The organism is Streptomyces sp. YGL11-2, from assembly GCF_050054615.1.
GTDB lineage: Bacteria > Actinomycetota > Actinomycetes > Streptomycetales > Streptomycetaceae > Streptomyces.
In genome coordinates, this window is the sequence record NZ_JBNHIN010000019.1 from 45,141 (window position 1) to 70,656 (window position 25,516).

A 25,516-nucleotide genomic window follows, 5' to 3' on the forward strand; every position below is an offset into this window, starting at 1 on the left:
AAAGGTCGTCGGTTCGAATCCGACAGGGGGCTCTGCGCATCAAGTCGCTGACCTGGGGTTCCTCCCCCGGGGAGGCGTCTTGCTCGGCTTCGGACTCCTCGTCCGGGGCCGTTTGCGTGCGCGGTGCGTGAGCGGATGGGGCACCAGGGGCGGGCTCGCCTGCGGATTCCCCGGCACCGTCCGGTACGGCTTCGGCCCCGGATTCCTCGCCTTCAGCTCCGGATTCCTCGTCCGCTTCGAGGCCCGCGTCGTTTTCGGGTGCCTGTTCCGTCCGGCGGGCGCGGGGGACGGGGCGGGCGGCGGCTTCGGCGATCGCCCGGTCGGTTTCCGGCAGCAGGCTGGTGTACGTGTCCGCCCGTGATGGCGATCGAGGAGTGGCCGAGCATCTCCTGGATGTCCTTCAGGTCGGCGCCGGCCGCGTGGGTAAGGGTTGCGGCACCGTGACGGAGATTATGGAGCCGACGTCGTTGCTCGGGAGGGGTGTCGGTGTCGATGCGGCTGATGGCGGCAGGAAAGGCTCCGGCGGAGACGGTGCGGGTAGCGCGGGCGGACTTTCCTTGAGGGCAGCATCCGTGAAGTGCACAGGAAGACCACAGACCCCTCGTATCGCCTGGATCCGCCGCGCTCTGGCCGGTCTCGAATACTGACATGTCCCACCGGTTTCCAGCGGCGATGGTGCTGTAAACCGGCCACGGGCGTCGGATCTCGAAAGGCATGTGAAGGAGTTTCCGCGATCCCGTGAACGGTTCCACGGGGCGGCATGTAGGGATATTGGGAACCTCGGCAGAAATTACCGATGGGCCGGGGTCGCCGGGCGGCCGGTCGGCATGGTTTGCTCTCGCGCCAAGCTACGAATGGAAAGGGCAGTCATGCGCAACGACTTCACTCCCGTCGAGACCCGTGAGATTTCCGAGGCCGACCTGGACGGCGTTTCCGGCGGCGTTCTCGGCGACATGGTTCAGGACGGCACGTCCGCGATCCCGGGTCTGCCCGGGCTGCCGGGTCTGCCGGGTCTGCCGGGTCTGCCCGGCGGCTCGATCAGCGGTGGCGGCGGCATCCAGGTCACCGGCCCCATCTCGGGCCAGGCCGGCTTTTCCGGCATAGCCGGGCTCTGACGCGCCAGCGGGCCCCGAGAATCCTCTTTGCACTGCTGGCTAATTCGGGGCCTGGCTACTGCGCCCCGTCGATCGCTTGCTGATGCTGTAGGCGAATTCAGGGGCTCGCGTGACGTCGGCCTTCAGGATTCGGTGGTGGTCCTGAAGGCCGACGTTGTCGTTTGGGTAAGTGCGGGTGTTGTTGCAGCTTTTGGGCTCGGCGACATCGTGTTCGTGCAGCTTCCGGAAGTCGGTGACACGGTGACCGCGGGCGAGACCTGCGGCGAGCTGGAGTCGACCAAGGCGGTGAGCGACCCGTACTCCCCGGTGACCGGTGAGGTCGTCGCTGCCAACCAGGACGTCGTCGACGACCCGGGCGGGTCAACTCCGCCCCATTCGAGGGCTGTTGGCTGTTCACAGTGCGCGTCTCGGAAGAGCCGGGGACCTGCTCTCCGCCGACGAGTACACCGAGTTCGCCAGCTGACCCCTACCTTCAGCGATGGGAGGAACGGACCGGGAGTATCCCGGCGCCGTATTCCGGACCCACTCAGCGAATCCCATGGAGCCCGCGTCCTGGCGCGCCCATGTGAAGTCCCCTGCGGCACAGGACACGACCTGACCTGGCCAATTCTCGTCGGCCGCCTCGCCCGCGGCGGATGCGTCCACCCGGTCACACGGCAGGACGACACCGCAACCGTGACCGCGCTCCACCGGCTTCTTGGTGAGTTCTTCGCTGCGCGAGAACAACCCGGCGGCCTCGGGCGCGTCTTCAGGAACTACGTATTCGCCTCCCAACAGGTGGGGCGACAGGAGCCAGGCGATGCAGACCGTGTGAGGATCCGGGCTCCGGGCCCCTTTCAGTGCTTGCGCTTGCCGGGCCTGTGGGCCTTCTTGGGGCCTGGTGTGACGTCGGGGGCCCTCTCCGGCTTCTGCTCGGCAAGCTGTGCCGGAGGTGGGGAAGCGGTCTCGTATGACGCCGAGGGGGACGGCGTGGCGGGGCTCGTGCTCGTGGGCGGGTTGGTCTGCCGCCCCTGAGCTGAGTCGGTGCCGGGCGAGAACCACACCATGCCCACCACCAACGCCAGGGTGAAGAGGCCGGCGCCGCCCAGCACGGCCACCAGCGGGGAACGGCGGAGGAACGGCAGGTGTGCGCGGCGGGTCGCGGCCCGGTGCACGCTCGTCTGCCACCCGGTGTCCGTCACCGGCGCGAAGGCACGGTCGGAGAGGGCGGTGGGAGCGGAGGGGGAGCTTGCAGGGGCGGCGGTCCTTGAGCCGGTGGTGTGCGGCTGGTTCGGGCGGCCGTGATGCTGGTGTTCGCTCGGCAGCGGCTCCCGCGCGCCGCGCCAGGCTCCGCGCCCGAACCAGTCCGCCACCTCCTCAGCCGTGGGTCGGCTCTCGGGCTCCTTGGCCAGCAGGCCGAGCAGATAGCTCTCGAAGGCGGGCGGTAGATCGGCGCCGAGTTGCCGGGGTGGGACCGGGGCGGCATCGAGGTGCTGATGAAGCACCGCGACCGCACTGTCCGCCCGGAACGGCGGTCGGCCGGTGAGGAGTTGGTAGAGCACGCAGCCCAGGGAGTACACGTCGGATGCCGGGCCGGCGGTGCGGCCCAGGGCCCGCTCGGGCGCGAGGTAAAGGCTGGTGCCGACGATCTGACCGGTGGCGGTGAGCGCGGCACCGGGGTCGTCGAGGAAGCGGGCGATGCCGAAGTCGCCGATTTTCAGGGTGCCTTCGGCGCCCAGCAGGAGGTTGGCCGGCTTGATGTCCCGGTGCACGACGCCCTGACGGTGTGCGGCGGCCAGCCCAAGGGCGGCCTGTGCGGCGATATGGGCCACGTGTTCGGCGGGCAGCGGTCCGGAGACGGTGAGTTGGTCGGCGAGGCTGTCCCCGTCGACGAGCTCCATCACCAGGAACAGACGGTCTTCGTGCTCGCCGAAGTCGAGTACGCCGACCACATGCGGGTGGCTGAGGCGTCCGGCGGTCTGCGCCTCCAGTCGGAAGCGGGAGAGCGCGGTGGGGTCGGAGTCGTGGGGGAGCAGGAGTTTCACGGCAACCGGTCTGCCGAGCGTCTCGTCGAAGGCCCGCCAGACCTCCCCCATCGCGCCCCGCCCGATGGTGTCTCGCAGCCGGTATCGGCCCGCTATCAGCACGTGTTCTTCATCCTCATGCCCAAAGACGTCTTGATCGCCGCAAGCCATGACTCACCGTGGGGCGCGGATCAAGGTGTGGGGTGCCGCAGCGGCCCCAAGCGTACCGGCCCTGCAACCGTGTCTTTCCGGGCAGCGCAGAGCCCGGCTGCTACGGGCAGCCCCGCCGGAGGACGAGGATGCGTGCATGGTCAGCGGCTGAGTCGTGACGGCTTCAAGTCGCTCTCTTCACAAGAGCGCTGGATTGGTGACCATCTCTCGCCTCCAGTGACATTCCAGGGGCGCAGCGCGCAGGAAGGAGTGACCCGATCACGAGGGTCGAGGCGCGCGCTCTCCTGGAGGGGGGCAAGCGGGCGCCGACCGCAGGAGCGGGCCGGTTCCCCCCGTGCTGGCCCGCTCCTGCGCGCATACGGCAGCCCGGGCGCCCCTCGTGGCAGTGGCCCGCGGGCTGTCGTCATCAGTGAATCCCTCAAAGGCCGTCGGGTAACACCGCTGGCATTCTTCGGTACAGCGGGCCCGCAGAAAGTGGAGGAGGCCGTCAGAAGAAGCGGATGCTGTCATGCGGAGCGCCGACGACGTTCGTCGCGGGACACGGGTGTCGGTGCTGGCTCCGCGTTCGGCGTCACTTGGCACCCCGGAGTTCCGAAAACCGGGTTCTCATGGCCCAATAACCAACACCTTGAACTCAAGGGCCCCAAAGCGAGCGCACTCGGATCATTACCTCACGCCGGTCTTTTCAGCCAATCGATGAGCCGAGCCCACCAGCCGCCCCTCGACCGGCCCGGTGGACTCCCGGGGTACCCAGGAGCGTGTGTGCTTCGCGACGCCCCGCCCTGTCGGGCTGGCACCGATTCCGATCGAGTCGTGGCCTCCACTGTGCGTTCACGCTTGCGTTCCGCGGGCTCACACCTGCACTGCTGAGCCGTTGGCACACCCATGAGCACTTGGTCCACATGCTTTCCGCAGCCCTCATAGGTCAACTTCCGGCACGACCGACAGACAGCACGTTGACACATGATTGCCCTCCCTCAACTCTTCGTTTGATATCCACGATATTCACGCCATCACCACAAGAAACTCCAGAATTCACACCCCTTCCATAAACAGTTGACTTGCGCCGGCGCGGGCCGCGATCATGCAGTCGAATCACGGTTCAGGCAGCCTTGCCGGCGATCGCAGATATCCGGACATGAGAGGCAGGCGCCGCAAATCCGTCGCGGAGAGTATCTCACCAAGTAGTGCCAAGTGGCCTGTTTGGAAAAACTCCCTGATTTGCTCGGAACACCGAAACAATGGTTGCATCGCGGCCGATCAAGGGATGGAGGCGCAGCGCCTTATTGTCACTGCCCGTCACCGCATTGCTTTTCAGACCGTCGACCGGGCATAGCGAGGGCAGGAATCGAGAACGGCAACCGCTCTCCCCGAACGGGTGGTGCGCCGGTCAGGAAGGAGCAACGTGGGTTGCTCTCACGCCGCAGGATGCCCCCTTTTCCCCCTGTTGAGGGCGAGCTTGCAAGGGTGGCGCGAATACTACTGCGACAGCGCGGATCGATGGCTCGGCTGTGCGCGCTACCAGATGTCACTCACCGGCGAGCGCGTGCCGATCAGCCTGCTGCCCAACGGAGCCCGCGCGCGGCACCTCGAAGCCCCGGCCGAGGTGGACCGATCCGGCGCCACCGGCCCGGCGGCGGTCCGCCGACAGCCCCCGCGGCCACGGCCCGCTCCGGGGCCACCGGAGACCGCGTCCCGGCCCCAGCCGGCACCGCCCCGGCCACCTGAGCAGTCAGGACCTGGAACCGCGATACCGGAGGCCATGGCCCAGTTCGGGGCAACCCCTCCGCCAGCGGCTGTCCGGCATGACCAACCGTCACCGTCCCCACAGGTTGCCCGGCCTTCAGACAGCCTCGCTCGACACACACAGCAAGCGCCCGGCTCAAAGCGCGGCTGGTGGGCTCGACTTGCCGATTGGATGAGAGGACCCGCATGAGTACCTACTGGCCCTGGTGGGCGGGCGCTGTCGGGCTCGCTCTGGTCACCATCAACCACACCCTCATCACCGATCGGTCTCTCGGGGTGTCGGCCGCGTGGGATCGCGTGTTGCACTGGCGTCGCGAACGCCGACTGGAGCGGATGGACGAGGAGTTCACCGACGATCAAGCTCTCGCTGAGGCGCTTGCCGCGGCTACAGCAGAGCACTTCGGCACCGGCACCGACGCGTCCAACGTGCCGCAGGTTCCGTACGGGGAGTCGCAGCCGCTCGAAGCCGACGCCGAATCGGCAGCGAGTGAACGCCCGGCAGCCACGAGCCTGCGCCCGGCCCCGCTGGTCACTCAGGCTGCCCTGCTGATGTCGATCTTCCTCGGTGGGTTCATCGCCGCGGTCACCTCCGGGCGGTTCCACCTCCGCTACGACATGGGCCCGGGTTTTCGGAACCTGGTCACCGCCGATCCGACCACCATGATCGCCGTGCTGTTCGTGGGAGGCGTGCTGGTCGGCTTCGGCACGCGGCTGGCCGGTGGGTGCAGCTCCGGCCACGGACTCAGCGGCTGCGGCCGCCTACGCCCGGTCAGCATCGTCGCGACCGCCGTGTTCTTCGGCACCGCCGTCGCGGTGTCGTTCCTCCTGTGGAAGGTGATCTGATGCGCACCCGGGGCGCGATTCTGCTGGCCACCATCATCACCGGGCTGGCCCTCGGCTATACCGTCACCAACATCGGCTTCGGCGACTACGCCGAGCTGAACCGCATGTTCACCTTCCAGGACCTGCGCATGTTCCTCTCCTTCGCGGGTGCGGTGGGGATCATCGTGTGCGCGTTCGCTCTGCTGCGGGTCCGCCGCACCCCAGGGCGCATCCACGCCGGCGTGATCCCCGGCGCGGTGTTGTTCGGTACGGGCTGGGCGATCTCGGGTGGGTGCCCGGCAATCCCGATCATCCAGGTCGCCAGTGGATACCTGCCTGCCCTGGTCACCATCGTCGGCGTCATCGTCGGTATCCGGCTGTGCCGCTGGGCCAACGCCCGATACTTCCACCTCGACCGCGGCTCCTGCGGGCTGTAACCCAGCACGCCCACCGACACGAGCCATGAAGGTTGAGGCTCTCGCTTCGACGGTCTCCCCGACGGCCTGCGGCAGCCCATGCGCACCTGGGACTCGGCGACGCAGAGCCCGGCCGTCATGGGAACCCCACCAGAGGACGGAGAAGCGTGCATGGTCAGCGGCTGAGTCGTGACGGCTTATCAGGACCGGCTGGGCATCTGGGTCTGGGGCGTGAGCAGTTCCAGCACCTCCTCCCGGCGGAAGTGGTCGGCACCGCCGCCGGCCTTGGGCCGGTGAGGTTCGTACGCCCCGATCAGGCCGCCCATCTCGCGCAGCCGGTCCAAGCTCTGCCGGTACGCGGGGGGGCGGCTTGGGCCGCGTTCAGGTACGGCTAGACAGCGGTCGGAATACCGGAGCCGTACGCCTCGCACAGGTTGCCCAGGGCCAGGGCTGGCTCGCTCGCCAGAGTTGCCGAGTCGACGGGGCTGAGTCAGGGATGGACGGCATCCGAGGGGCTTTCGAGGTCGGCGTGAACGGCGTCGAGCGCACGGCGAGCCGGTGATTGCCGGCCGCTTGTTGCCCGGGCCCGGGCCTGCATGGCATGGAGCCGGGCGGTGAGCGAGGCGATCCGAGGTCCCTTCTCCGCGAGGGACAAGCCCAGCTGTGCCCAATGTGCTGCGGCAGCCGTCGCGTTCAGCGGCACAGGGCGCGCTCCGCGGCGTCGGTGAGGATCGCGCTGGCCTGTTCGGGCTGGCGTTCCCGGCCGGTGCAGAGGAGGTCAAAGCTGTCGAAGCTGGTCAGCAGCCACAGCGTGTCGGACGCCTGCTCGGTGGTGAGGCCGTCGCGGAGCAGGCCCTGCTCGGACAGGCGAGTGGCGAGGCCGTTCATGCCCTCGGCGCGTCCGCGTTCCAGACGCTGGACCGCGCCGCCGACCGCTTCGGCGTCCAGCTGGGCCATCGAGTACAGCGCGCGGAGCACGTCCCGGTGCGCCGCGTACATCAGCACGTTGCCGCGGATGCCGCCGCGCAGGCCCTCCCGGGCGTCCGGATGGTGCACCGCGCGCACCATGGCGGTGAAGCCGCCGCGTTGGAGCAGGTCCATGCCGAGCGCGTCGAACAGGCCCGCGCGTGAGCCGAAGGCGGTGTAGATGGTGGAGCGCGACACCTCCGCGAGCCGGGCGACCTTGTCCACGCTGACCGGTTCGGCCGGCGCATCGGCCAACCGCCGGTACACGGCGTCGAGGATGCGGCGCCGTGTCTCCTCCGCAGCCCGAGCGCGCAGTCGCTGCTCGTACTTCCGAGTCGGGGGCATGCTCCGCATCCTAGCATTCGCTTGACAGGCTGACTTCTGAAATACAAGCTGTCCGATGAAATGAGATCGGCCTCGGCCGACGCATGGAATCAGGGGGCGGTATGCAGGTGATGGTCCGGTACACGGTCAGGCAGGAGCGGGTGGACGAGAGTGTGGCTCTGCTGCACGCCGTCTATGCGGACCTTGCGCGGGCCCGTCCGCGCGGCCTGCGGTATGAGACCTACCGGCTCGACGGCAGCGGAAGATTTCTGGCCCTGATCACCTCCGACGGCGACCCGGTGGCAGCCCCGCACCACCAGTTGGCTTCGTTCCAGCGCTACCGCGCCGCCCTGAGCGAGGTGTGTTCCGAGCCGCCAGTGGTGACCTACGTGGACGAGGTCGGCTCCTACCGGTCACTGGAGACCTCGGCGTGACGAAGATTCTTGTGACCGGCGCGACCGGGAATGTCGGCCGGCAGGTTGTCGCCCAACTCCTGACTGAGGGCGTGGGAGCGCGGGCGCTCCTGCGTGGCTTCGGGAAGGTCGGGCTCCCGGCGGGAGTGGAGGCCGCGAGCGGAGACCTGTCCGAACCGGGCACGCTTGACGCGGCTCTTGTGGGGATCGACCGGGTGTTCCTGATCTGGCCCTTCCTCACGACCGACGGTGCCCCCGCCGTGCTGGAGGCGATCGGAAGACATGTCCGCCACGTCGTCTACCTCTCCTCGTCGGGTGTCCGCGAGGACACCGAGCTGCAGAGCGACCCGATCAACCAACTCCACGCCGATATGGAGCGTCTGATCGAGCGCTCCGCACTGGGGCGAACCATCCTGCGATCGAGCACGATCGCCTCCAATGCCTTGGGCTGGGCCGGGCAGATCCGCAGTGGGGAGGTGGTGCGCGGTCCTGACATCGCACCCGCCGCGGTGATCCACGAGGGCGATGTCGCGGCCGTCGCGGTGCGCGCACTGGCCGATGACGGCGGCCACGCGGGCGCGCGGCACGTCCTGACTGGCCCTCAGATACTGAGTCGGGCCGAGCAGGTGCGGACGATCGGGGAGGCGATCGGCCGCCCGTTGCGCTTCGACGGGATTCCCGCCCATGTCGCACGACGGCAGATGCTTGCGGACGGGCGGCCGCCGGCGCTGGTGGAGGCCCTGCTGGCCAGTGCCGAAACGCGGCCTGCAGCGAACCTGATCTCATCTGCCGTGGAAGAGGTCACGGGGGCGCCCGCGCGCACGTTCCGTCAATGGGCCTCCGACCACGCCGTCGACTTCCGTTGAGGCGTTCTGGCCACCGCATGACGACGGTCAGCTTGCCTCGGACGTGGCTGTCGCTCAGATCCGGGTCACATGCCGGCGACCGCTCCTTTCACCGCCGTCGGGGACGAGTGACTGCTCCGGATGAACGCAAACGCGATGGCGAATTCCCGCCAGCGCGGCCCTGACGGCCAAGGCACGATGGGCGCATGAGCGAAACAGGACTGTCCCTGGGGGAGTTGACCGTCGAGCCGATACCGGCCGGGTACCTGGAGAGGGTTCGGGCGGAGGGCTGCGACGAGGCCGGCAACCGGGTGCGCGCGCAGGTGGAGGACGAGGGCGGCAACCCGCTGCGCTGCTGCCTCGGCGAGTCCGGGCTGGGCGAGCGGATCATGCTGATCGCCTACACGCCACCGGGTACGGCCGGACCGTATGCGGAACGCGGACCGGTGTTCGTCCATGCCGAACCCTGCGCAGGGTACCCGGCCCGGCACAAGTACCCCGTCGGACTCGCGCACCGGGAGCAAGTGGTCAGGGGTTACGACCACGACGGCAACATGGCGGCGGCGACCGTCGTCTCCGGCGGCGAACAGGCCGTCCGCGAGATGAGCGAGCTGCTTTCCCGCCCCCGCATCAGGACCGTTCATCTGCGGAACGTCGCAGCCGGTTGCTTCAACTTCGCCGTTCGCCGGGTCGAAGCCGGATAAGCTGCCGCGCGGCTGATGCCTGTACCGGATTGCGAAGTCGAAGGCGAACACCTCTCGCGGCACGAACACCGCCCGCTCCAGCAGCAACAGGGCCGCCATCGAGTCGGCCAACTTCGCCGACCAAGTCGGGTCCTGGTACGGGTCGGCCAGCAGCGGCTCGCGGGCAGGCTACGAACTCACCACCGTGGACAGGCAGGCGCCTCACCGACACTGCCCGCAGGCCCGCTCAAGGAAGAGGGATTCGTGGCCGCATACGTATTGCACCCGATCGGGCATGTCGAGTCGGCACTGACAGGCCGGTCGGAGGCGCCCCGACAGCCCGACGAGGGAGCCCCCGACGCCTGGCTCGTCTTCGGCGTCCAGTACGTCCCCGCCCTGGACGGCCTCACCCCGGGCACCGACGCACTGCTGCTCACCTGGCTCGACCGCGCCGACCGCGACACGCTCTCGGTCCACCCACGCGGCAACGCTGCCCGTCCGATCACCGGCGTCTTCGCCACCCGCTCGCCCGACCGCCCCAACCCGATCGGCCTGCACACCATCCGCATCCTGTCCGTCGCCGGCCCGCGCATCCACGTCCGCAACCTCGAAGCCCTCGACGGGACCCCGATCCTGGACGTCAAGCCCATCCTCACGCCCGACCGCTGACCGGACACTCCTGACCCTGTGGTGATGAGTTCTCCGTCACTGCCGTCACATCGGCGGCCTCTGAAGGCTCATCCGGGTGAGTCTTGACGATGGGATGTGTGACTGGTGAACGAGAGCGAGTGGCTGGCCGAGCACTTCGAGCAGGAGCGCCCGCGGCTGCGTGCGGTGGCATATCGGATGCTGGGTTCGGTGGCGGAGGCCGACGACGCGGTGCAGGACGCCTGGCTTCGGCTGAGCCGGGCCGACGAGGAACGAATCGACAACCTCAGCGGATGGCTGACCACCGTCGTCGCGCGGGAGTGCCTGCACCAGCTGCGGTCCCGACGGCGCCGCCGGGAAGACCCGCTGGTCGGGCACCTGCCCGACCCGGTCGTCTGGGCTGGAGACCCCGACCCCGAGCAGGAGGCGCTGCTGGCCGACGCGGTGGGCCTGGCGCTGCTTGTCGTACTCGAACGGCTCACCCCGGCCGAGCGGTTGGCGTTCGTGCTGCACGACATGTTCGACCTGCCCTTCGGCGAGATCGCCCATATCGTCGACCGAACCCCCACGGCCGCACGGAAGCTCGCCAGCCGAGCGCGGCGCCGGGTCAACGGCGCGGAGCTCCCCCGGCCCGATCGGGATCTCGCACGCCAGCGGAAGGTGGTCGACGCGTTCTACGCAGCGGCGCGGACCGCCGACCTCGACGCCCTCGTCCAGGTCCTCGACCCCGATGTCGTGCAGCGCACCGAATTCGGTGCCACCCGACCGCCACGCGTCGTCCGCGGTGCGGCGGCGGTGGCCAAGCGGGCCCGTGCACCCCGCGGTGGCGAACTGCGCCCCGTCCTGGTCAACGGCACGGTCGGTGCGCTGGTCACCCGGAACGGGCAACCGTACTCCGTCATGGCCTTCACCGTCGCCGACGACAAGATCGTCAGGATCGACGTCATCCACAACGCCGACCGCGTCCGCAGCCTTGCCTCCAGCGTCCTCGGCCGGGCCGAGTGAGCGGCCTGGCCCGGTGCGCCGCGCGCACCGGGCCAGGAACTCACCAGTACCTGGCGGACGGTCGTACTTCGACCGCGCCACCCAGTCGCGCCTGCGGTACGCGCGATGCGATCGCGATCGCGGCATCCAGATCCTCGGCCTCAACCACCAGAAACCCGCCCACCGAGGTGTTGTCGAACGGACCCTCGGTGGTGACGGCCGAACCGTCCTCCACGCGGACGGTCGTCGCGTCCTTGGGCAGACCCATCGGCGGCGCACCGGTCACGTTCTCCATCGTGCCGATCGCCGCCCAGTCGGCGTAGGCCGCCTTCCTGTCCTCCTCCGACACCAACTCCGCCTGCGGAGTGCCCGGCAACGGATACGTGCCCTGGTGGATCACCAACACGAACTGCATCATGTCCTCCCCATCGAGTGCGTCCTTCGCACACACCCATGAGCCCGGGCACCACACCGATGTGACCACTCAGGTGGAACTCGTGGAGTCCGTCAGGCCGTTACGGTTCTTGATCGCTGCGGTACGACGTCGTCACGCCTGAACCGTGACCTTCCCTCAGCGCGAGCTACACCCATCGCAAGCGCGCTCGCTGGTCACAGCACCAGGGCGACACCGCAGCAGACCGAGGCCATGCTGCGGCGGATGGAGATCACCGCGGAATTCATGCAACGCCACTATCCGCAGGCTCGCCAGAGCCCACCTGACGCGGGGCAAATCCCTGACCTGCCACGTTCCGGCACGCCATGACTGCCGCTGCAACCGACCTGCCGCCGCCGTCCCAGACAAGTGCGCCGTGGGCACGGCCAGGATGGCATGTGTGAGCCAGGTCACTTGCCGGGGGTGCATAGCGGGGCAGGGGCCAGTGCCTTTATTGAGGGTGTAGGGGCGTGTTGAGGGGAGGGGCGACGCTGATGGGGCTGGTGCGGGCCGATGAGTTCGACCGGTTCGTGGCGGCTCGGTGGTCGGCGTTGCTTCATCTGGCGCGGCTGTTCACCGGTGGAGACCGACACCGGGCCGAGGATCTGCTGCAGGAAGCGCTCGTCAAACTGTGGTTTGCCTGGCCGAAGGTGGCCGAGCAGGCGCCCGAGGCGTATGTGCGCAGGGTCCTGGCCCGTGCCGCGGCTCGCTCGGCACGGCGTCGCTGGTGGGGCGAGCACCCTGTGGACCAGCTGCCCGACCCGCCCGAGGTGGCAGACGAGACCGCTGCCGTGGACGAACAGACCCGGTTGGAGGCCGTGTTGGCGTTGTTGCCGGCGCGGCAGCGGGCTGCGGTGGTACTGCGCTACTACCAGGACCTGCCCGAGCGGGATGTCGCGGAGGTACTGGGATGTCCGGTGGGTACCGCCCGTTCACTGACGGCACGCGGCGTTGCACGACTGCGTCAGCTTCTGGCTGAGGCAGAGCCGGTGGAGTGAAGAGGGAGCCATGGATCACTTCGAGCAGGAGCTGGCGCGGATGATGCGCGACAGCCAGGAGGACACGCTCTATGAGGACCGGCACCGAGACCGACTGCACGCCGGCGTTCGCGCACGCCGGCGGGCTCGTGCGGCCTGGACGGCCACCGGATCCGTACTGACCGTTGCCGGACTCGGCGTCGGACTGATGGTCATGCCCAACTCCTTCGCCCAGGACGGCCCCACCGGCCCTCAGCACCGCCCCGGCACCCCCGCCGAGTCGGTCCCGATGCCGTCGACGCCCCGCCCCGTGCCCACTGCCACGGACGCGCCGATGCCGACCTGCACGTCAACCACCCGGCCGGTGCCGATGCCGTATCGCCCCTCGCCCCCCGGGCCTCCGATGCCCACCCGCACATCACCCGCCAGGCCGGTTCCGATGCCGACCTGCGCCTCAACTACCGGTCCGGTGCCGATGCCGTACCGTCCCTCAACCGCCGAGCCGGTTCCGACGCCGACACAGACCTCGACCGCCAGGTAGCGCCCTGGCCGCGTTCAAGCGGTCCCGATGGGTGTGTGCGGAAGCCCAGTGTCCGTACACCTGGGTGAGAGGGAGACGGCGACTTCGTTTGCGCGCGCACCGCACCCTGGGCAACCGAGTCAGCCCCGGGGCCTACCTCGGAACCCGCCGTGCGGGCGGGCTCCGCGCAGTACAGCCGCTACGTATTCGTTGATCCTCAAGACCGTCGCCTCCCTGCCCTGAAAGTGGCGGGGGGCGCAGGAGGCACCGTGCTCACCGCGTTCGCCCGAGCGTTCAAGACGCCCGACCTGCGCAAGAAGCTGCTGTTCACGTTGGGCATCATCGTGCTCTACCGGATCGGAGTGCACATCCCGGTCCCAGGGGTGAACTACACCAACGTCGAGTTCTGCATGGAGCGGACCCACGCCAACAGCGGGTTGTTCGGCCTGGTGAACATGTTCAGCGGTGGAGCGCTGCTGCAGATCACGATCTTCGCGCTGGGGATCATGCCGTACATCACGGCGAGCATCATCCTCCAGCTGCTGACCGTCGTGATCCCGCGACTGGAGGCCCTCAAGAAGGAGGGGCAGTCCGGCCAGGCGAAGATCACCCAGTACACCCGCTACCTGACCGTGGCGATCGCCGCCCTGGAGGGCACCGCCCTGGTGACCACCGCCCGCGCCGGTTCGCTCTTCCAGGGCTGCACGCGCCAGATCGTGCCCAACGGCTCGGTCTTCACCACCATCACGATGGTCATCACGATGACCGCCGGCACCTGCCTGGTCATGTGGCTCGGCGAGCGGGTCACCGACCGCGGCATCGGCAACGGCATGTCGATCCTGATGTTCATCTCGATCGCCGCCCGCTTCCCGAGCGCGCTGTGGCAGGTCAAGCTCCAGGGCAAGCTCGCCGGCGGCTGGATCGAGTTCTTCGCGGTGATCCTGGTGGGCCTGGCGATGGTCGCCCTGGTGGTCTTCGTCGAGCAGGCACAGCGGCGCATCCCGGTGCAGTACGCGAAGCGCATGATCGGGCGCCGGTCCTACGGCGGTACCTCCACCTACATCCCGCTCAAGGTGAACCAGGCAGGTGTGACTCCCGTCATCTTCGCGTCGTCGCTGCTCTCCATGCCGGCGCTCATCGCACAGTTCAGCGGGTCGAAGGCGGCATGGGCGACCTGGATCGCCACCATCTTCACCAAGGGAGACCACCCCGTTTACATCGCCGCGTACGTCTTGTTGGTCGTGTTCTTCGCCTTCTTCTACGTGGCCATCAGCTTCAACCCCGAAGAAGTCGCCGACAACATGAAGAAGCACGGTGGCTTCGTCCCAGGTATCCGGGCTGGTCGCCCGACGGCCGAGTACCTCAGCTACGTGCTCAACCGGATCACGTGGCCGGGCTCGCTGTACCTGGGGCTGATCGCGCTCGTACCAACAATGGAGTTGGTGCTGTTCAACGCGAACCAGAACTTCCCGTTCGGCGGGACGAGCATCCTCATCATCGTGAGCGTGGGCCTGGAGACCGTGAAACAGATCGAGAGCCAGCTTCAGCAGCGCAACTACGAAGGGTTCCTCCGCCGACGCGAATCGTCCTCGTCGGACCCGCGGGAGCCGGCAAGGGTACCCAGGCCGCGTACCTCGCCGAGAACCTCGCGATCCTAGAGGTTCATCCCCGCCCTGAAGAAGGTGCGCATCCGCCTGCCCGTCGGCCGTCCCCACACCCGGCCCGCTGCCGTGGCCGGAGCAATCCACGTCCCGCCGACAGTGGTGTGCGCGGGAGGCAGAGATCCGGCGCCTGCGCCCGCCTCTCGGTAACCCTGACGAGCCACAGTCGCCACGCGGCGACAGCCGGCCTCGGCTCCCTGGGAGAAATCCGGGAGAAGACCTTCTCCCGAAGCCCCTGCGACACCATGCCATACCAACCCACACCAACCCACTGACCTGGGCAGATACCCGAACACGCAGGTAAGGATCTTGCCCGTATGTCATTCGGGACGGAGAGGTCGTGGGTTCACATCCCGCTGTGGCGAATCTTTTCCTGCGTGAGCGATACGTGAGCGGACGGCGGAACACGAGGTGCCGAAAGCCGGACCCAGGGTCAGGGCGGGCGGCGCTGACCTGCAAGAACAGCACCGCCCGGCCTGATCCAACACCGGTGAGAAGAGTGCGTTCCAGCCCCGCCCTGGGGGCGAGCAGCGGGGTGGGATTCCGCGGTCTCCGGGTGGCGGGTTGCAGTCGCGGCACCGGAGAATTGAGGTGACGCTGTCAGGGGAGCGTGGCTCGCCTCGCACGAGCTGTGTGCGTCGGTGGCCGCGCTGGACAGAAAGGCGGCGGCCATGGCAACGGTGCCCGATAAGGGGCGGCAGGGGAGTCCCTACAGCAGCGAATTGATCTCCGGCCAGTCCCTGTTCGCGGGAACGACGCTGATGCTGAGCGGGCCGCTCAGCATTCTTCAGGGCGTAACCGGCATCACCCGCGACACCGTGTTCTCCTCGCCTCGGTACGACTACCGGTTCGATCTCGCCGCTTGGGGTGGGATTCACCTCGTGGTCGGAGTGGCGCTCGTCGTAGCAGGCGTGGGGATTCTGCTCGAAAAGAGCTGGGCGCGCGCGGCTGGTATACCGGTGGCGGCAATCAGCCTGGTCACCCAGTTCATGTTCGTTCCGTACTACCCCGTGTGGTCCATCATCGTGATGACGCTCGACCTCCTGATCATCTGGGCGCTGAGCAGATCGTTCCATCCCGGAACCAGCGGCGGTCGGTGAACCCGGACCGGGCCTTTGCCGGTGGGAACCGGGTAGGGGCTCACACCGCACCGTCCAGGTCCGTTATGTGCGCGACGATCTGGTCGCCGACGCCCTCCAGCAACTTCCCGGACCGCCGGCGGCTCCAGGCGGCGCCCCGGGGAACGGTGGCGGCGGTGGCTTCGGCGGCCGGCTGCTGTCGACGGATCGCCCCCGGCGGTCGGCCCCCGGGGCGCCCTGCTTGCCCTGCGCCCGCTGGGGCGCTGTGCAGTGACCGGTCCGCCGAGGATGACGTCGGCGGATGACGTCGGCGGCCGGGAATGTGAGCTGTGGACTGTGCCGGCATGTGGAATGCGGCCGTGCCGGATAGGGGCCGGCATCTCGGGGGCGAGGAATCGCCCGGTGACGGTAGCGGTAATGGTGACGGCGATGGTGGGGATGCCGGCGGGGAGTGCAGCGGCGCCTTACGTTTTACGTTTCTCATGGTGCGGTGGGTCGTTGAACGGGCTGAGGTATACCGAGGCAGCCGTGTCCCGGTAGGAAGAAGGGAACATCACTGTGCGTCGAATGAGTTCCGGTATGGCCGTGGCCACAGGCATTGCCATGAGTGGCGTGTTCACGATCGCGGCCGCCCACACGGCCTCTGCGTCCGTTACCGGCGGGACCATCCCCTATGCAGAGTGCATGAAGGACCTGAAGGTGCAGCACGGGACGGAGAAGTCGCCTGCGATCGTATGCGATGCGATGGCGAAGCAGGGGTGGATTCAGCAGCCGACGGGCTGACTCTTTTCGCCTGCTGCCAGGTTGCCTCGTTGGGGCCGATGGTGTTCTCGCCCCCCGTGCCTTGACACCACGAAATGTGTTTCTTGCGATGGCAGTTCTGGCAGTGCTGGCAGTGCGGCGGGTGTGAATGGTCAAGTCGGCGACCTCGCCTGCGAAGGGACGTGGACGCTCGCGGTTTGGGGTTGGCGGCGGCCGCGCGCTCCGGTCCGCCCCGGAGGGCGGAGCCGGGGCGACAGCTCGCTGCGGACGCGGCTGCGGTCAGCCGACCCGCGCGCCGAACCACCTCGGTATCCGGCTGAGCAGATCCGCCTGGTCTTCGCCGGCCCAGACCACGTGACCGTCGGGCCGCAACAGCACCGCGGGTACGTCCAGTTCCTCGCTGACGTCGGTGACGTGGTCGATCCGGTCTTCCCAGCCCGCCACCGAGAGCCGGCCGGTCTGGTCGAGCAGAAGTCCGCGGCCGCCGTGCGTCAGCTCGTACAGGCGGCCCTGCTTCAGGCCCACGTCCCGCATGCGCCGGCCGAGCAGTTCATGCTCCTCGCCGAAGTCGTAGCGGACCGCGAGCGCCGTGATCTTCTCGGTCAGGTACCGGTTCACCTCGTCGAAGTCCATCAGTTCCGACAGCAGTTGGCGCACTGCCCGAGGGCCCGGCTCGGTGGACATCAGCTCGATCTGCGCGCGGGTGTTGACCAGCACGTCGGCGGCCACCGGGTGCCGTTCGGCGTGGTAGCTGTCGAGCAGCCCGTCCGGTGCCCAGCCGCCCACCTCGGCGGCCAGTTTCCAACCGAGGTTGAACGCGTCCTGGACGCCGAGGTTGAGCCCCTGCCCGCCGGTCGGCGGGTGGATGTGCGCCGCGTCGCCGGCCAGCAGCACCCGGTCGACCCGGTAGCGCTCGGCCTGCCGGGTGGCGTCGCCGAAGCGGGAGAGCCAGCGCGGTGAGTGCGCGCCGAAGTCGGTGCCGGCGATCGCCCGCAGCTGCCGTGTGAACTCCTCGAAGGCCGGCGGGACCGAGCGGTCCGCGGCCAGCCCCTTGGCAGGCACGACGACGCGGTACACGCCGTCCCCCAACGGCATGGCGCCGAACCGCTTCTGGGTCTTGCGGACTTCGGCCATCACGGCGGTCAGCGTCTCCGGTGGCGCGGTCAGCTCCATCTCGCCCAGCAGCGTCTCGACCCTGCTGGGCTCGCCGGGGAAGCCGACGCCGAGCAGCTTGCGCACCGTGCTGCGTCCGCCGTCGCAGCCGACGAGGTAGCGCGAGCGCAGCCGTGTGCCTTCCCCTCCCGCGGCGGCCACGTCCTCACTGGCGGGGGTACCCCCATGGGCCAGTTCGACGGTCACCCCGTGCTCGTCCTGGCTCAGCCCGACCAGCTCGCAGCCGCGCCGGATCTCGGCGCCGAGTTCGACGGCGCGCTCGGCCAGCAGGCGGTCGGTGGTGGTCTGCGGGATGCCGAGGACGTAGGGATGGGTGGTGTCCAGCCCGTCGGGCGCCGGCTTGTCGATGGCGGCGAAGAAACCGCCGACGGGGTACTTCCGGCCGTGCGCGAGGAACCGCTCCAGCAGACCGCGCTGGTCCATCACCTCGATGCTGCGTACGTGCATGCCGAGCGCACGGACATACGGGAGCGGCTCCGGCTCCCTCTCCAGCACGACCACGTGCACGCCGTGCAGCCGCAACTCGCAGGCCAGCATCAGGCCGGTCGGTCCGCCGCCGGCCACGATGACGTCGATCACCACTACCCCCATGTGCGCAGGTTCTCTTGCTTCGGCCGGTGATTCTGCGGCACGACCGGGGCCTTGCCGCAAGGCCCCCCATGCGCTATACGTTGAGAGTGGCAAGGAGTGAGTGACCTCCTTGCCTTTGTTTTTGCCCCGTGGTTTCGCGCCCTCTGGTTTTGCGCCCCGTGGGTTCGCCCGTGGTCAGCGATGGGCCGAGGTGGGGTGCGGGTGGGCCCTCGGTCAGCGGGGCCACTTCTCTGGGGTGCTGCTGGTGATCACGTGGCAGACGGCGGGCTTGCCGGGGCCGGGGGACTTCCCTGAGGCGACGACCCGGATGCCGTCCAGCAGGATGCGGCAGGTGGCGGTCCCGTTCCCGCTCGGGGTGACCTCCACACGTGCCTCTTTGCCGGTGTTGACGACGACGTTCGTGCTCCAGGGCAGCTTGGTGGAGCCCAGCCGCTCGTCCCTGTAGTCGGGCTTGGAACTGTCGGGGTTGCGCCGGAAGCTGAGGGCGGCGGCCTGCGGTTCGCCGCCGGACGACGTGGCCTCGTACTTGAGGTACCAGGCGTTCTCGCCGCGCCACTTCTTCAGCTCGGTCATGTGGTCCTTCGCCCACAGCATCCCGCCGAGGATGAGGGCTCCGATCGCGACGAACGCGATCACGAAGTAGAGGTCACCCCGGCTGCGGCGCGACGACTGGTGTGGGGGTGCCATGGTGACCTCGGCCTGTTTCCGTGCCTGTCCGTGCCGGTCCGCGCGGCGTGGGGCTGCTGCCCGCGGTGCCGCACGCGGCGGCTTGGCTTTCCACGCCACCGTACCCACGGCGGGCATGGCCCGTAGTCGACCCGCTGGCCGATCTCGGCATCCGCCTCCGGTCGCATGCGCCCGGTGCGCGGGACGGCCTAAAGGATGACCGGCGGTGGGTGGTCACGGCCCGGACGCGGCGGTCGGGGCCGTTGGCGGATGTGGCGGTCCCGGACCGGGATGGTCCGGGGCTTAGGGGTGCGCGGGGGTGCGGCGGGTGGCGCTGGAGGGGTGAACGGGGCTTTGGGGGACTGGTTTTGATGGCGCGGGCGGGGGCGGGGCGGCGTAGGTTCGGTGGCATGGTGAGTGCGATGGCGCGGGACGATTACGTACGGCGGATGGAGCGGGCCGGGCTGGCGGCGGTGGAGGCCGGGCTGGCCGGTCTGATTGTGACGCCGGGACCGGATCTGGTGTGGCTGTGCGGGTACCGGCCGCCGGCGGTGACCGAGCGGCTGACCGCGCTGGTGATCGAGCCGGGGCGGGCGGCGCGGCTGCTGGTGCCCGTGCTGGAGCAGCCGGATGCGGAGCGTGCGCCGGGGGCCGGGGCGCTGGAGGTGGCGGGCTGGTCCGACGGGGCGGATCCGTATGCGGAGCTGGGCAAGTGGCTTGCTCCGCGCCGGCGTTACGGGGTGGCGGACGGGATGTGGGCGCTGCATCTGCTGGGGCTGCAGCGGGCGGTGCCGGGGAGCGGGTATGCCGCGCTGACCGAGGCGGTGCCGATGCTGCGGGCCGTCAAGGACGCGTACGAGGTGGAGCGGTTGGCGGCGGCCGGGGCGGCGGCAGATGCGACATATGAGGACATCCTGGGCGTGCGCTTCGGTGGGCGGCGGGAGTCTGATGTGGCGGCGGATCTGGCGCGGCTGCTGACGGAGCACGGGCACAGCCAGGTGGACTTCACGGTCGTCGGGTCGGGCCCCAACGGAGCCAACCCGCACCACGAGGCGGGGGATCGGATCATCGAGGACGGCGACATGGTCGTACTCGACTTCGGGGGGCTGAAGGACGGGTACGGGTCGGACACGACGCGGACCGTGCATGTCGGGGAGCCGGGTTCCGAGGAGCGCAAGGTGCACGGGATCGTGCGGGAGGCGCAGCAGGCGGCGTTCGAGGCGGTGCGGCCCGGTGTCGCCTGCCAGGAGATCGACCGGGTGGCCAGGAGGGTCATCAAGGCGGCGGGGTACGGGGAGTACTTCATCCACCGGACCGGGCACGGGATCGGGGTGACCACGCACGAACCGCCCTACATGGTGGAGGGCGAGCACCTCCCCTTGGTGCCCGGGATGTGCTTCTCGATCGAGCCGGGGATCTATCTGCCGGGGCGGTTCGGGGTGCGGATCGAGGACATCGTGGTGTGCACGGAGTCGGGCGGGCGGCGGCTGAACGAGACGGACCGGGGGCTGGCGGTGGTGGCGTAGGGGGGTGGGTGCCCGGTGTCCGGGCGCCCAGGTGTCTGGGTGTCCGGGTGTCCACGTGTCCACGTGTCCGTACCTGGGTACCTGGGTGCCCGGCTGTCTAGTGGGCCGATGTCCGATCCGGGGACCGGGTCCTTGAGGGGGCGGGTGCCTGTTCCGTGGGACGGGTGTCTGAGGGGGTGGGCACCTGATCCGTGGGACGGGTGCTTGACCTGGGGGTGTCAGGGTGCGGGCGCGGGCCGCCGGACAGGGCGAGCGCGACGGCCTGCAGGGCGCTGGTGAACGAGACCTCGGAGAGCACGCCGGGTGCCGCGACCTGGTCGCCCGCCAGGTAGACGCCGTGACCGCGGTCGATCGCCGGGCGGTCGCGCCAGGTGGTGCCGGGGAGGTCCACCGCTCCCGTACGGCCGGCGGCAAGCGACTCGCGGCGCCAGGTGGTGCGGTCGCGCCAGTTGGGGAAACCGGCGTCGAGGAGGCGTTCGGCGCGGGCGATCCCGGCGGCGCGGGTCTCGTCCGGGGCGATGCCGACATGGCCCTGGATGAGCTGTTCGCCCTCCGGCGCCAGGCCGGGATCGGGGCCGGTGAACCGCTCGATCCAGCCGGGGAAGTCGAGCCCGGACACTACGAACGGGTCGCCGCGCCGGGTCCGTACGGCGAGGTCGAGCAGCACGGCGCGGGCGCTGCTCCAGCGGAGCCGGTCGTCCTTGAGGAGGGCGCGGGCGGAGTCGAGGTGGGTGGCGACGACGACCGGCGTGTCCTCTGGCAGTGTCTCGACGCGGGCCCCGGTCTCGATGCGTACGCCCAGGTCACGGGCGTACCGTGCCATCCCGTCGATGAGTGTGACCCAGCCCCCGGCGACGTAGTGGGCCTCGGGCGGGAGGCTGGTGTTGCGGCGCAGCCGTTCCTGGACGAAGGCGGCGGAGAGCGAGCCGGGGTCGTGGTGGAAGGTGGAGACGCCCACGTAATGAGCCGCGGCGCGGGCGGTCGGTTCGCCGACCCGGCTGCTCGCCCAGCTGAGGAAGTCCCGGTCGACCGGGGCGGTGCGGTGGCGGCGCAGCGTCGTCACCATGCCGAGCGGGGGCAGCCGGTGCAGCCTGCCGTGGTGCAGGAAACGCAGCCGGGTCGCCTCAAGGGGGCGCAGCGGGGCCAGCGGCGGCAGCAGGCCGCGCTTCTTGAGCCAGGGCCAGTGCGGGCCGCGGTTGTAGAGGGCGTGCCCGCCCTCGTTGGTGCGGTAGGGGGCGTCGGCGGTGCGGGCGCGGCCGCCGAGGGTGCGGTGGGCCTCGTAGAGCGTGACGGCGGCGCCGGACTCGGCGGCGGAGATGGCCGCGGTGAGGCCGGCGAAGCCGCCGCCGATGACGGTGAGGCGGTGGTGAGCCATGTGGGGCTCCTTTGGTGGCTGTGGCTGTGGCTGTGGCTGTGGCCTTTGTTGTGGCGGTGGCCGTGGCCGTGGTTGCGGATGCGGTTGCGGTTAGGCGTGCTCGGTGGTGCGGGGGTGCTCGTGGGCTTGGACGGATGGGGGTGCGGCGGATGTGACATGCGGCTGGCGAATCGGGTGTTTGTGCAGGTCAGGGCGATTGTCAGTGGTGTGGGTCACTATGGGTCGAGTAGCTGCGGACCGGTCGCGGGCTGGTCGCGAACCGCTCGCGAACCGGTCGCGAAGGGACCACTGAGGGTTCGGGGAGGGGGCAGAGAGGGTTCGGGGAGGGGCAGGGAGGCTTCAGGGAAGGTCCGGGAGGGGGCGCGGGCGGAACCGCGAGTGGGCCACTGAACGGGATCGCGGTTCGGGATTGTGGAATCGGTTCGTGCGGGACGGAAGGCGGTGATCGCGTGGCGGGGCGCGGCAAGGAGACGGTGCGGGCGGTGCGGCGGCCGGAGGTGCGGTTGCCGGAGCTCCAGCCGTACGACGGCGCGGAGCTGGAGCCCGAAGGGGACTACGACGGGCTGGAGTTCGCGGGGACGGACTGTTCGCGGCAGTCGGCGCGGGGTGCGAGGTTCATGGACTGCGCGCTGCGGCGATGTGTGCTGGACGAGGCGGTGCTGAGCCGGGCGCGGATCATCGACAGCGTGCTGAGCGGGGTGCGCGGGGTCGGTACGGACCTGTCGCAGGCGATGCTGCGCGATGTGGAGGTGTCGGACGCCCGGCTCGGCGGGATGCAGCTCCACGGTTCGGCGCTGGAGCGGGTCGTGGTGCGCGGCGGGAAGATCGACTTCCTGAATCTGCGCAAGGCGAAGTTGCGGGATGTCGCCTTCGAGGGGTGTGTGCTGGTCGAGGCGGACTTCGGCGGCGCGCAGCTGGAGCGGGTGACGTTCGACGACTGCACCCTGGCGCGGGTGGATTTCAGCGCGGCCCGGATGAAGGACGTCGATCTGCGTGGTGCCGCGGCGGTGGATATCGCGCGGGGGATCGACTGCCTGGCGGGCGCGGTGATCAGTCCGGCCCAACTCATGGATCTGGCACCGGCGTTCGCGGCACAGGTGGGCGTACGGGTGGAGTGAGCGGGTGGGTGAGTGGATGAAGCGAGCGGGTGGGGCGAGTGGATGGGGTGAGGCGGCGGCGTAGGGGGAGCGAAGCGGTGGAGCAGCGTGAGGGCAGAGACGTGGGAGGACGTGCGGGGCGTGAAAGGCGCGCGGCGAGGAGGGGCGGCGTGTCGGGGGAGGGCGCGCCCGTCGGCCGTAAGGGTCAGACGCGGGGGAAGCGGGCCTGGAGTTCCCAGATGGCGGGGTTGTCGGCGAGGCCGTCGTGCATATCGGTGAGGTCGGCGATCAGGTCGTGCAGGAAGTCGCGGGCCTCACGGCGGAGCGCGGCGTGGTTGAAGGTGAGCGGGGCCTCGTCGGCGGGCATCCAGTCGGCGTCGATGTCGACCCAGCCGAAACGGCGCTCGAAGAGCATCCGGTCCGCGGATTCGGTGAAGTCGAGTTCGGCGTGGATCGGCCGGGCGGAACGGCTGCCGCGCGGGTCGGTGTCGAGCTGCTCGACGATGTCGCACAGCGCCCAGGCGAAGTCCAGTACCGGCACCCAGCCCCAGGCCGTGGACAGCTCGCGGTCGGACTTGGTGTCGGCGATATAGACGTCGCCGCAGAAGAGGTCGTGGCGCAGGGTGTGCACATCCGCGGTCCGGTAGTCCGTCTGCGGCGGATCCGGAAAGCGGCGGGAGAGGGAATAGCCGAGGTCGATCACGTCTTGATGGTGTCACGCCGGTGCGGCGGGCGGTCCGGATGGTCGGCCGCCGTCCTTCCGCCCCGGCCGGCCCGGGGCCCGTGTGACCTCGGGCCGATCACGGCAAGGGCCTCGCCGACGGGGGGACGACGTACGGCGTGATCGCCGATGGCGAGGTCGCGGACGGCGTGATCACGCACGGCGAGACTGCGCACGGCGAGACTGCGCACGGCGAGACCGCGTACGGCGAGACCGCGTACGGCGAGACCGCGTACGGCGAGACCGGGCACGACGAAGTGACGCACGACGAAGTGATGCACGACGAGGTATCGCACGACGAGACCGTGTACGACGGGATCGTCATGGCCAGAGGGTGGGGTAATGATCATGTCTGGTTCGCTGGTGAGACGTTCGGGCGTTGCGCTGGTGTCGGCGGCGGCGCTGGTGGCGCTGCCGGTGCTGCCCGTGGTGCTGGGCGGTGCGGGTGGGCAGGGCGCGGCGGCATACGCGGCGGGTTTGGGCGCCGGCGGTGGACTGGCCGGTGTCACCGCGCCGTATGCGCAGGGGCATTGGCGTGGTGGCTGGGCGGCGGCGCCGCAGCGGGCCACCGGGGTGTTTGGCAAGAACTGGTCCGAGGACGGCTTCGCCCGGCAGACGGTGCGTCAGGTCGTCCGGGTCAGTGCCGGCGGTGCGCAGGCCCGTATCAAGCTGTCGAACCGCTACGGCGCAGCGCCGCTCAAGGTGGCCGGCGCGACCATCGCGCGGACCGCGCAGGGGGCTTCGGTGCAGGCCGGGTCGGTGCGGCAGCTGACTTTCGGGAACGGGCGGTCGGCGACCATACCGGCGGGTGGTGAACTGCTCAGCGACGGCGTGGGGTTGCGGGTGCGCGCCCTGGAGTCGGTGACCGTCACGCTGTATCTGGACGCGCCGACCGGCCCGGCCACCTTCCATGCGATGGCGATGGCCACCAGCTATCGCGCGGCCGGTGACCACCGCTCCGATGTGGGGGCCGCGGCGTTCACCGAGACCTCGCAGTCCTGGTACTACCTCTCCGGTGTCGAGGTCGCGGGCGGTGGGTCGGTCGCGCGGCGCGACGGGGTGGTGGCCTTCGGGGACTCCATCACCGACGGGTACGGCTCCACGGTCGACACCGATCGCCGCTATCCGGACCGGCTGGCCGAGCGGTTCGCCGCCGCGGGCCGCCCGCGCAGTGTCCTGAACGAGGGGATCAGTGGCAACCAACTGACCAACAGCACCAGCGGGTTCGGCGAGAAGGCCGTGGTCCGCTTCCGGAAGGACGCGCTCAACACGCCGAACGTGGGCACCGTCATCCTCCTGGAAGGCATCAACGACATCGGTATGAGCGAGTGGAGCGGCGCGCCGGGCGGGCCGACACCCGCGGTGTCCGTGCAGCAACTCATCGCTGCTCAGCGGGAGTTGATACGTCAGGCGCACGGCAGGGGCATCCGGGTGATAGGTGCGACGCTGACACCGTTCAAGGGAGCCGCGTATTACACCGAGCGGGGCGAGATCAAGCGCGAGGCGCTGAACGACTGGATACGCACCTCCGGTGAGTTCGACGGGATCGTGGACCTGGACCACGCGGTGGCCGATCCCGCCGACCGGAGCCGGATAGCGCCCGCCTACGACGAGGGCGACCATCTGCACCCGAACGACGCCGGCTATCGCGCGATGGCCGAGACGGTCGACGTCGACGCGTTCTGAGGGCGCCCGTGCTGTCGTAGGCCCTGGCGGCGGCTCGCCGTCCTGTGACCGCGGCGAGTCAGCGCTGGTGCTCACGGCGGCGCTGGTGCCTACGGCGGGGCCCGTGCCTACGG

The 25,516-nt window shown here is 69.5% G+C and carries 24 protein-coding genes and 6 pseudogenes; 19 read left to right on the forward strand and 11 right to left on the reverse strand.

The window, feature by feature from the left end:
- The first annotated feature begins 127 nt into the window (after positions 1–127).
- Positions 128–361, forward strand: coding sequence for a hypothetical protein (locus tag ACO1BR_RS22190; RefSeq protein WP_426796910.1), 234 nt, complete (start codon positions 128–130; stop codon positions 359–361).
- A gap of 40 nt (positions 362–401) precedes the next feature.
- On the opposite strand, the pseudogene ACO1BR_RS22195 reads toward ACO1BR_RS22190, so the two are convergent.
- Positions 402–716 (reverse strand): annotated as a pseudogene (locus ACO1BR_RS22195) (hypothetical protein); the annotation flags it as partial.
- A 153-nt stretch (positions 717–869) separates the two neighbouring features.
- Here ACO1BR_RS22195 and ACO1BR_RS22200 point away from each other — a divergent pair.
- Both ACO1BR_RS22200 and ACO1BR_RS22205 read left to right on the forward strand, forming a co-directional pair.
- Positions 870–1,115 carry a type A2 lantipeptide gene (locus ACO1BR_RS22200; RefSeq protein ID WP_189301297.1) on the forward strand — a complete coding sequence of 82 codons (246 nt, stop codon included), beginning with the start codon at positions 870–872 and terminating at the stop codon, positions 1,113–1,115.
- Positions 1,116–1,298: 183 nt separating this feature from the next.
- Positions 1,299–1,578: pseudogene (locus ACO1BR_RS22205) on the forward strand (glycine cleavage system protein H); the annotation flags it as partial.
- Positions 1,579–1,951: 373 nt separating this feature from the next.
- On the opposite strand, the gene ACO1BR_RS22210 reads toward ACO1BR_RS22205, so the two are convergent.
- Complete coding sequence (locus tag ACO1BR_RS22210) at positions 1,952–3,241, reverse strand: serine/threonine-protein kinase (protein WP_426796829.1); 1,290 nt, start codon at positions 3,239–3,241, stop codon at positions 1,952–1,954.
- Between the two features lie 1,980 nt (positions 3,242–5,221).
- Here ACO1BR_RS22210 and ACO1BR_RS22215 point away from each other — a divergent pair.
- Both ACO1BR_RS22215 and ACO1BR_RS22220 read left to right on the forward strand, forming a co-directional pair.
- Positions 5,222–5,878, forward strand: a complete 657-nt coding sequence (locus ACO1BR_RS22215; RefSeq protein ID WP_426796830.1) for a YeeE/YedE thiosulfate transporter family protein — start codon at positions 5,222–5,224, stop codon at positions 5,876–5,878.
- The gene (locus tag ACO1BR_RS22220) at positions 5,878–6,294 is read left to right on the forward strand and encodes a YeeE/YedE thiosulfate transporter family protein (protein ID WP_426796831.1); all 417 of its coding nucleotides are present in this window, start codon (positions 5,878–5,880) and stop codon (positions 6,292–6,294) included. Before ACO1BR_RS22215 ends, ACO1BR_RS22220 begins: the two co-directional genes overlap by 1 nt.
- A gap of 179 nt (positions 6,295–6,473) precedes the next feature.
- On the opposite strand, the pseudogene ACO1BR_RS22225 reads toward ACO1BR_RS22220, so the two are convergent.
- Together ACO1BR_RS22225 and ACO1BR_RS22230 are read right to left on the reverse strand one after the other, a co-directional pair.
- Positions 6,474–6,721: pseudogene (locus ACO1BR_RS22225) on the reverse strand (flavoprotein); the annotation flags it as partial.
- Between the two features lie 245 nt (positions 6,722–6,966).
- Complete coding sequence (locus ACO1BR_RS22230) at positions 6,967–7,584, reverse strand: TetR/AcrR family transcriptional regulator (protein ID WP_426796832.1); 618 nt, start codon at positions 7,582–7,584, stop codon at positions 6,967–6,969.
- A gap of 101 nt (positions 7,585–7,685) precedes the next feature.
- Here ACO1BR_RS22230 and ACO1BR_RS22235 point away from each other — a divergent pair, with 101 nt between their 5' ends.
- From ACO1BR_RS22235 to ACO1BR_RS22245, 3 genes are all read left to right on the forward strand, one after another.
- A complete protein-coding gene (locus ACO1BR_RS22235; protein ID WP_426796833.1) occupies positions 7,686–7,997 on the forward strand; it encodes a putative quinol monooxygenase in 312 nt (103 codons plus the stop codon).
- 11 nt (positions 7,998–8,008) lie between these two features.
- Complete coding sequence (locus ACO1BR_RS22240) at positions 8,009–8,842, forward strand: NAD(P)H-binding protein (protein ID WP_426796834.1); 834 nt, start codon at positions 8,009–8,011, stop codon at positions 8,840–8,842.
- A 185-nt stretch (positions 8,843–9,027) separates the two neighbouring features.
- The gene (locus ACO1BR_RS22245; RefSeq protein WP_426796835.1) at positions 9,028–9,525 is read left to right on the forward strand and encodes a DUF1203 domain-containing protein; all 498 of its coding nucleotides are present in this window, start codon (positions 9,028–9,030) and stop codon (positions 9,523–9,525) included.
- 33 nt (positions 9,526–9,558) lie between these two features.
- Here ACO1BR_RS22245 and ACO1BR_RS22250 read toward each other — a convergent pair.
- Positions 9,559–9,684: pseudogene (locus ACO1BR_RS22250) on the reverse strand (RNA polymerase subunit sigma-24); the annotation flags it as partial.
- Between the two features lie 84 nt (positions 9,685–9,768).
- Here ACO1BR_RS22250 and tsaA point away from each other — a divergent pair.
- On the forward strand, positions 9,769–10,173 hold the full coding sequence (gene tsaA, locus ACO1BR_RS22255) for a tRNA (N6-threonylcarbamoyladenosine(37)-N6)-methyltransferase TrmO (protein ID WP_426796836.1): 405 nt from the start codon (positions 9,769–9,771) through the stop codon (positions 10,171–10,173).
- 105 nt (positions 10,174–10,278) lie between these two features.
- The gene (locus tag ACO1BR_RS22260; RefSeq protein WP_426796837.1) at positions 10,279–11,157 is read left to right on the forward strand and encodes a sigma-70 family RNA polymerase sigma factor; all 879 of its coding nucleotides are present in this window, start codon (positions 10,279–10,281) and stop codon (positions 11,155–11,157) included.
- A gap of 40 nt (positions 11,158–11,197) precedes the next feature.
- Here the strand turns inward: ACO1BR_RS22260 and ACO1BR_RS22265 are convergent, their stop codons facing one another.
- Positions 11,198–11,554: a YciI family protein gene (locus ACO1BR_RS22265; RefSeq protein WP_426796838.1), complete on the reverse strand. Its 357-nt coding sequence runs from the start codon at positions 11,552–11,554 to the stop codon at positions 11,198–11,200.
- A 509-nt stretch (positions 11,555–12,063) separates the two neighbouring features.
- Between ACO1BR_RS22265 and ACO1BR_RS22270 the strand changes: the two genes are divergently transcribed.
- From ACO1BR_RS22270 to ACO1BR_RS22295, 6 genes and pseudogenes are all read left to right on the forward strand, one after another.
- Positions 12,064–12,567 carry a SigE family RNA polymerase sigma factor gene (locus ACO1BR_RS22270; RefSeq protein WP_426796839.1) on the forward strand — a complete coding sequence of 168 codons (504 nt, stop codon included), beginning with the start codon at positions 12,064–12,066 and terminating at the stop codon, positions 12,565–12,567.
- A gap of 10 nt (positions 12,568–12,577) precedes the next feature.
- Positions 12,578–13,087: a hypothetical protein gene (locus ACO1BR_RS22275; protein WP_426796840.1), complete on the forward strand. Its 510-nt coding sequence runs from the start codon at positions 12,578–12,580 to the stop codon at positions 13,085–13,087.
- 248 nt (positions 13,088–13,335) lie between these two features.
- Positions 13,336–14,640 (forward strand): annotated as a pseudogene (secY, locus tag ACO1BR_RS22280) (preprotein translocase subunit SecY); the annotation flags it as partial.
- An 8-nt stretch (positions 14,641–14,648) separates the two neighbouring features.
- A pseudogene (locus ACO1BR_RS22285) lies at positions 14,649–14,720 on the forward strand (adenylate kinase); the annotation flags it as partial.
- Between the two features lie 648 nt (positions 14,721–15,368).
- Positions 15,369–15,827 carry a DUF7144 family membrane protein gene (locus ACO1BR_RS22290; RefSeq protein ID WP_426796841.1) on the forward strand — a complete coding sequence of 153 codons (459 nt, stop codon included), beginning with the start codon at positions 15,369–15,371 and terminating at the stop codon, positions 15,825–15,827.
- Positions 15,828–16,385: 558 nt separating this feature from the next.
- Positions 16,386–16,589: a hypothetical protein gene (locus ACO1BR_RS22295; protein WP_426796842.1), complete on the forward strand. Its 204-nt coding sequence runs from the start codon at positions 16,386–16,388 to the stop codon at positions 16,587–16,589.
- A gap of 258 nt (positions 16,590–16,847) precedes the next feature.
- Here the strand turns inward: ACO1BR_RS22295 and rox are convergent, their stop codons facing one another.
- The gene (gene rox, locus ACO1BR_RS22300) at positions 16,848–18,320 is read right to left on the reverse strand and encodes a rifampin monooxygenase (protein WP_426796902.1); all 1,473 of its coding nucleotides are present in this window, start codon (positions 18,318–18,320) and stop codon (positions 16,848–16,850) included.
- Positions 18,321–18,545: 225 nt separating this feature from the next.
- Complete coding sequence (locus ACO1BR_RS22305) at positions 18,546–19,019, reverse strand: hypothetical protein (protein ID WP_426796843.1); 474 nt, start codon at positions 19,017–19,019, stop codon at positions 18,546–18,548.
- Positions 19,020–19,420: 401 nt separating this feature from the next.
- Between ACO1BR_RS22305 and ACO1BR_RS22310 the strand changes: the two genes are divergently transcribed.
- Positions 19,421–20,524 (forward strand): aminopeptidase P family protein, encoded by a 1,104-nt coding sequence (locus ACO1BR_RS22310; RefSeq protein WP_426796903.1) that lies wholly within the window; start codon positions 19,421–19,423, stop codon positions 20,522–20,524.
- A gap of 97 nt (positions 20,525–20,621) precedes the next feature.
- Here ACO1BR_RS22310 and ACO1BR_RS22315 read toward each other — a convergent pair whose 3' ends face one another.
- Positions 20,622–21,899, reverse strand: a complete 1,278-nt coding sequence (locus ACO1BR_RS22315) for an NAD(P)-binding protein (protein WP_426796844.1) — start codon at positions 21,897–21,899, stop codon at positions 20,622–20,624.
- A 473-nt stretch (positions 21,900–22,372) separates the two neighbouring features.
- Here ACO1BR_RS22315 and ACO1BR_RS22320 point away from each other — a divergent pair, with 473 nt between their 5' ends.
- Entirely contained in the window at positions 22,373–23,017 is a 645-nt protein-coding gene (locus ACO1BR_RS22320) for a pentapeptide repeat-containing protein (RefSeq protein WP_426796904.1), read from the forward strand.
- A gap of 184 nt (positions 23,018–23,201) precedes the next feature.
- Here ACO1BR_RS22320 and ACO1BR_RS22325 read toward each other — a convergent pair whose 3' ends face one another.
- Entirely contained in the window at positions 23,202–23,699 is a 498-nt protein-coding gene (locus tag ACO1BR_RS22325) for a hypothetical protein (RefSeq protein ID WP_426796845.1), read from the reverse strand.
- Entirely contained in the window at positions 23,696–24,013 is a 318-nt protein-coding gene (locus ACO1BR_RS22330; protein ID WP_426796846.1) for a hypothetical protein, read from the reverse strand. Before ACO1BR_RS22330 ends, ACO1BR_RS22325 begins: the two co-directional genes overlap by 4 nt.
- 46 nt (positions 24,014–24,059) lie before the next feature.
- Here ACO1BR_RS22330 and ACO1BR_RS22335 point away from each other — a divergent pair, with 46 nt between their 5' ends.
- Positions 24,060–25,403: an SGNH/GDSL hydrolase family protein gene (locus ACO1BR_RS22335; protein WP_426796847.1), complete on the forward strand. Its 1,344-nt coding sequence runs from the start codon at positions 24,060–24,062 to the stop codon at positions 25,401–25,403.
- Positions 25,404–25,516: the final 113 nt, after the last annotated feature.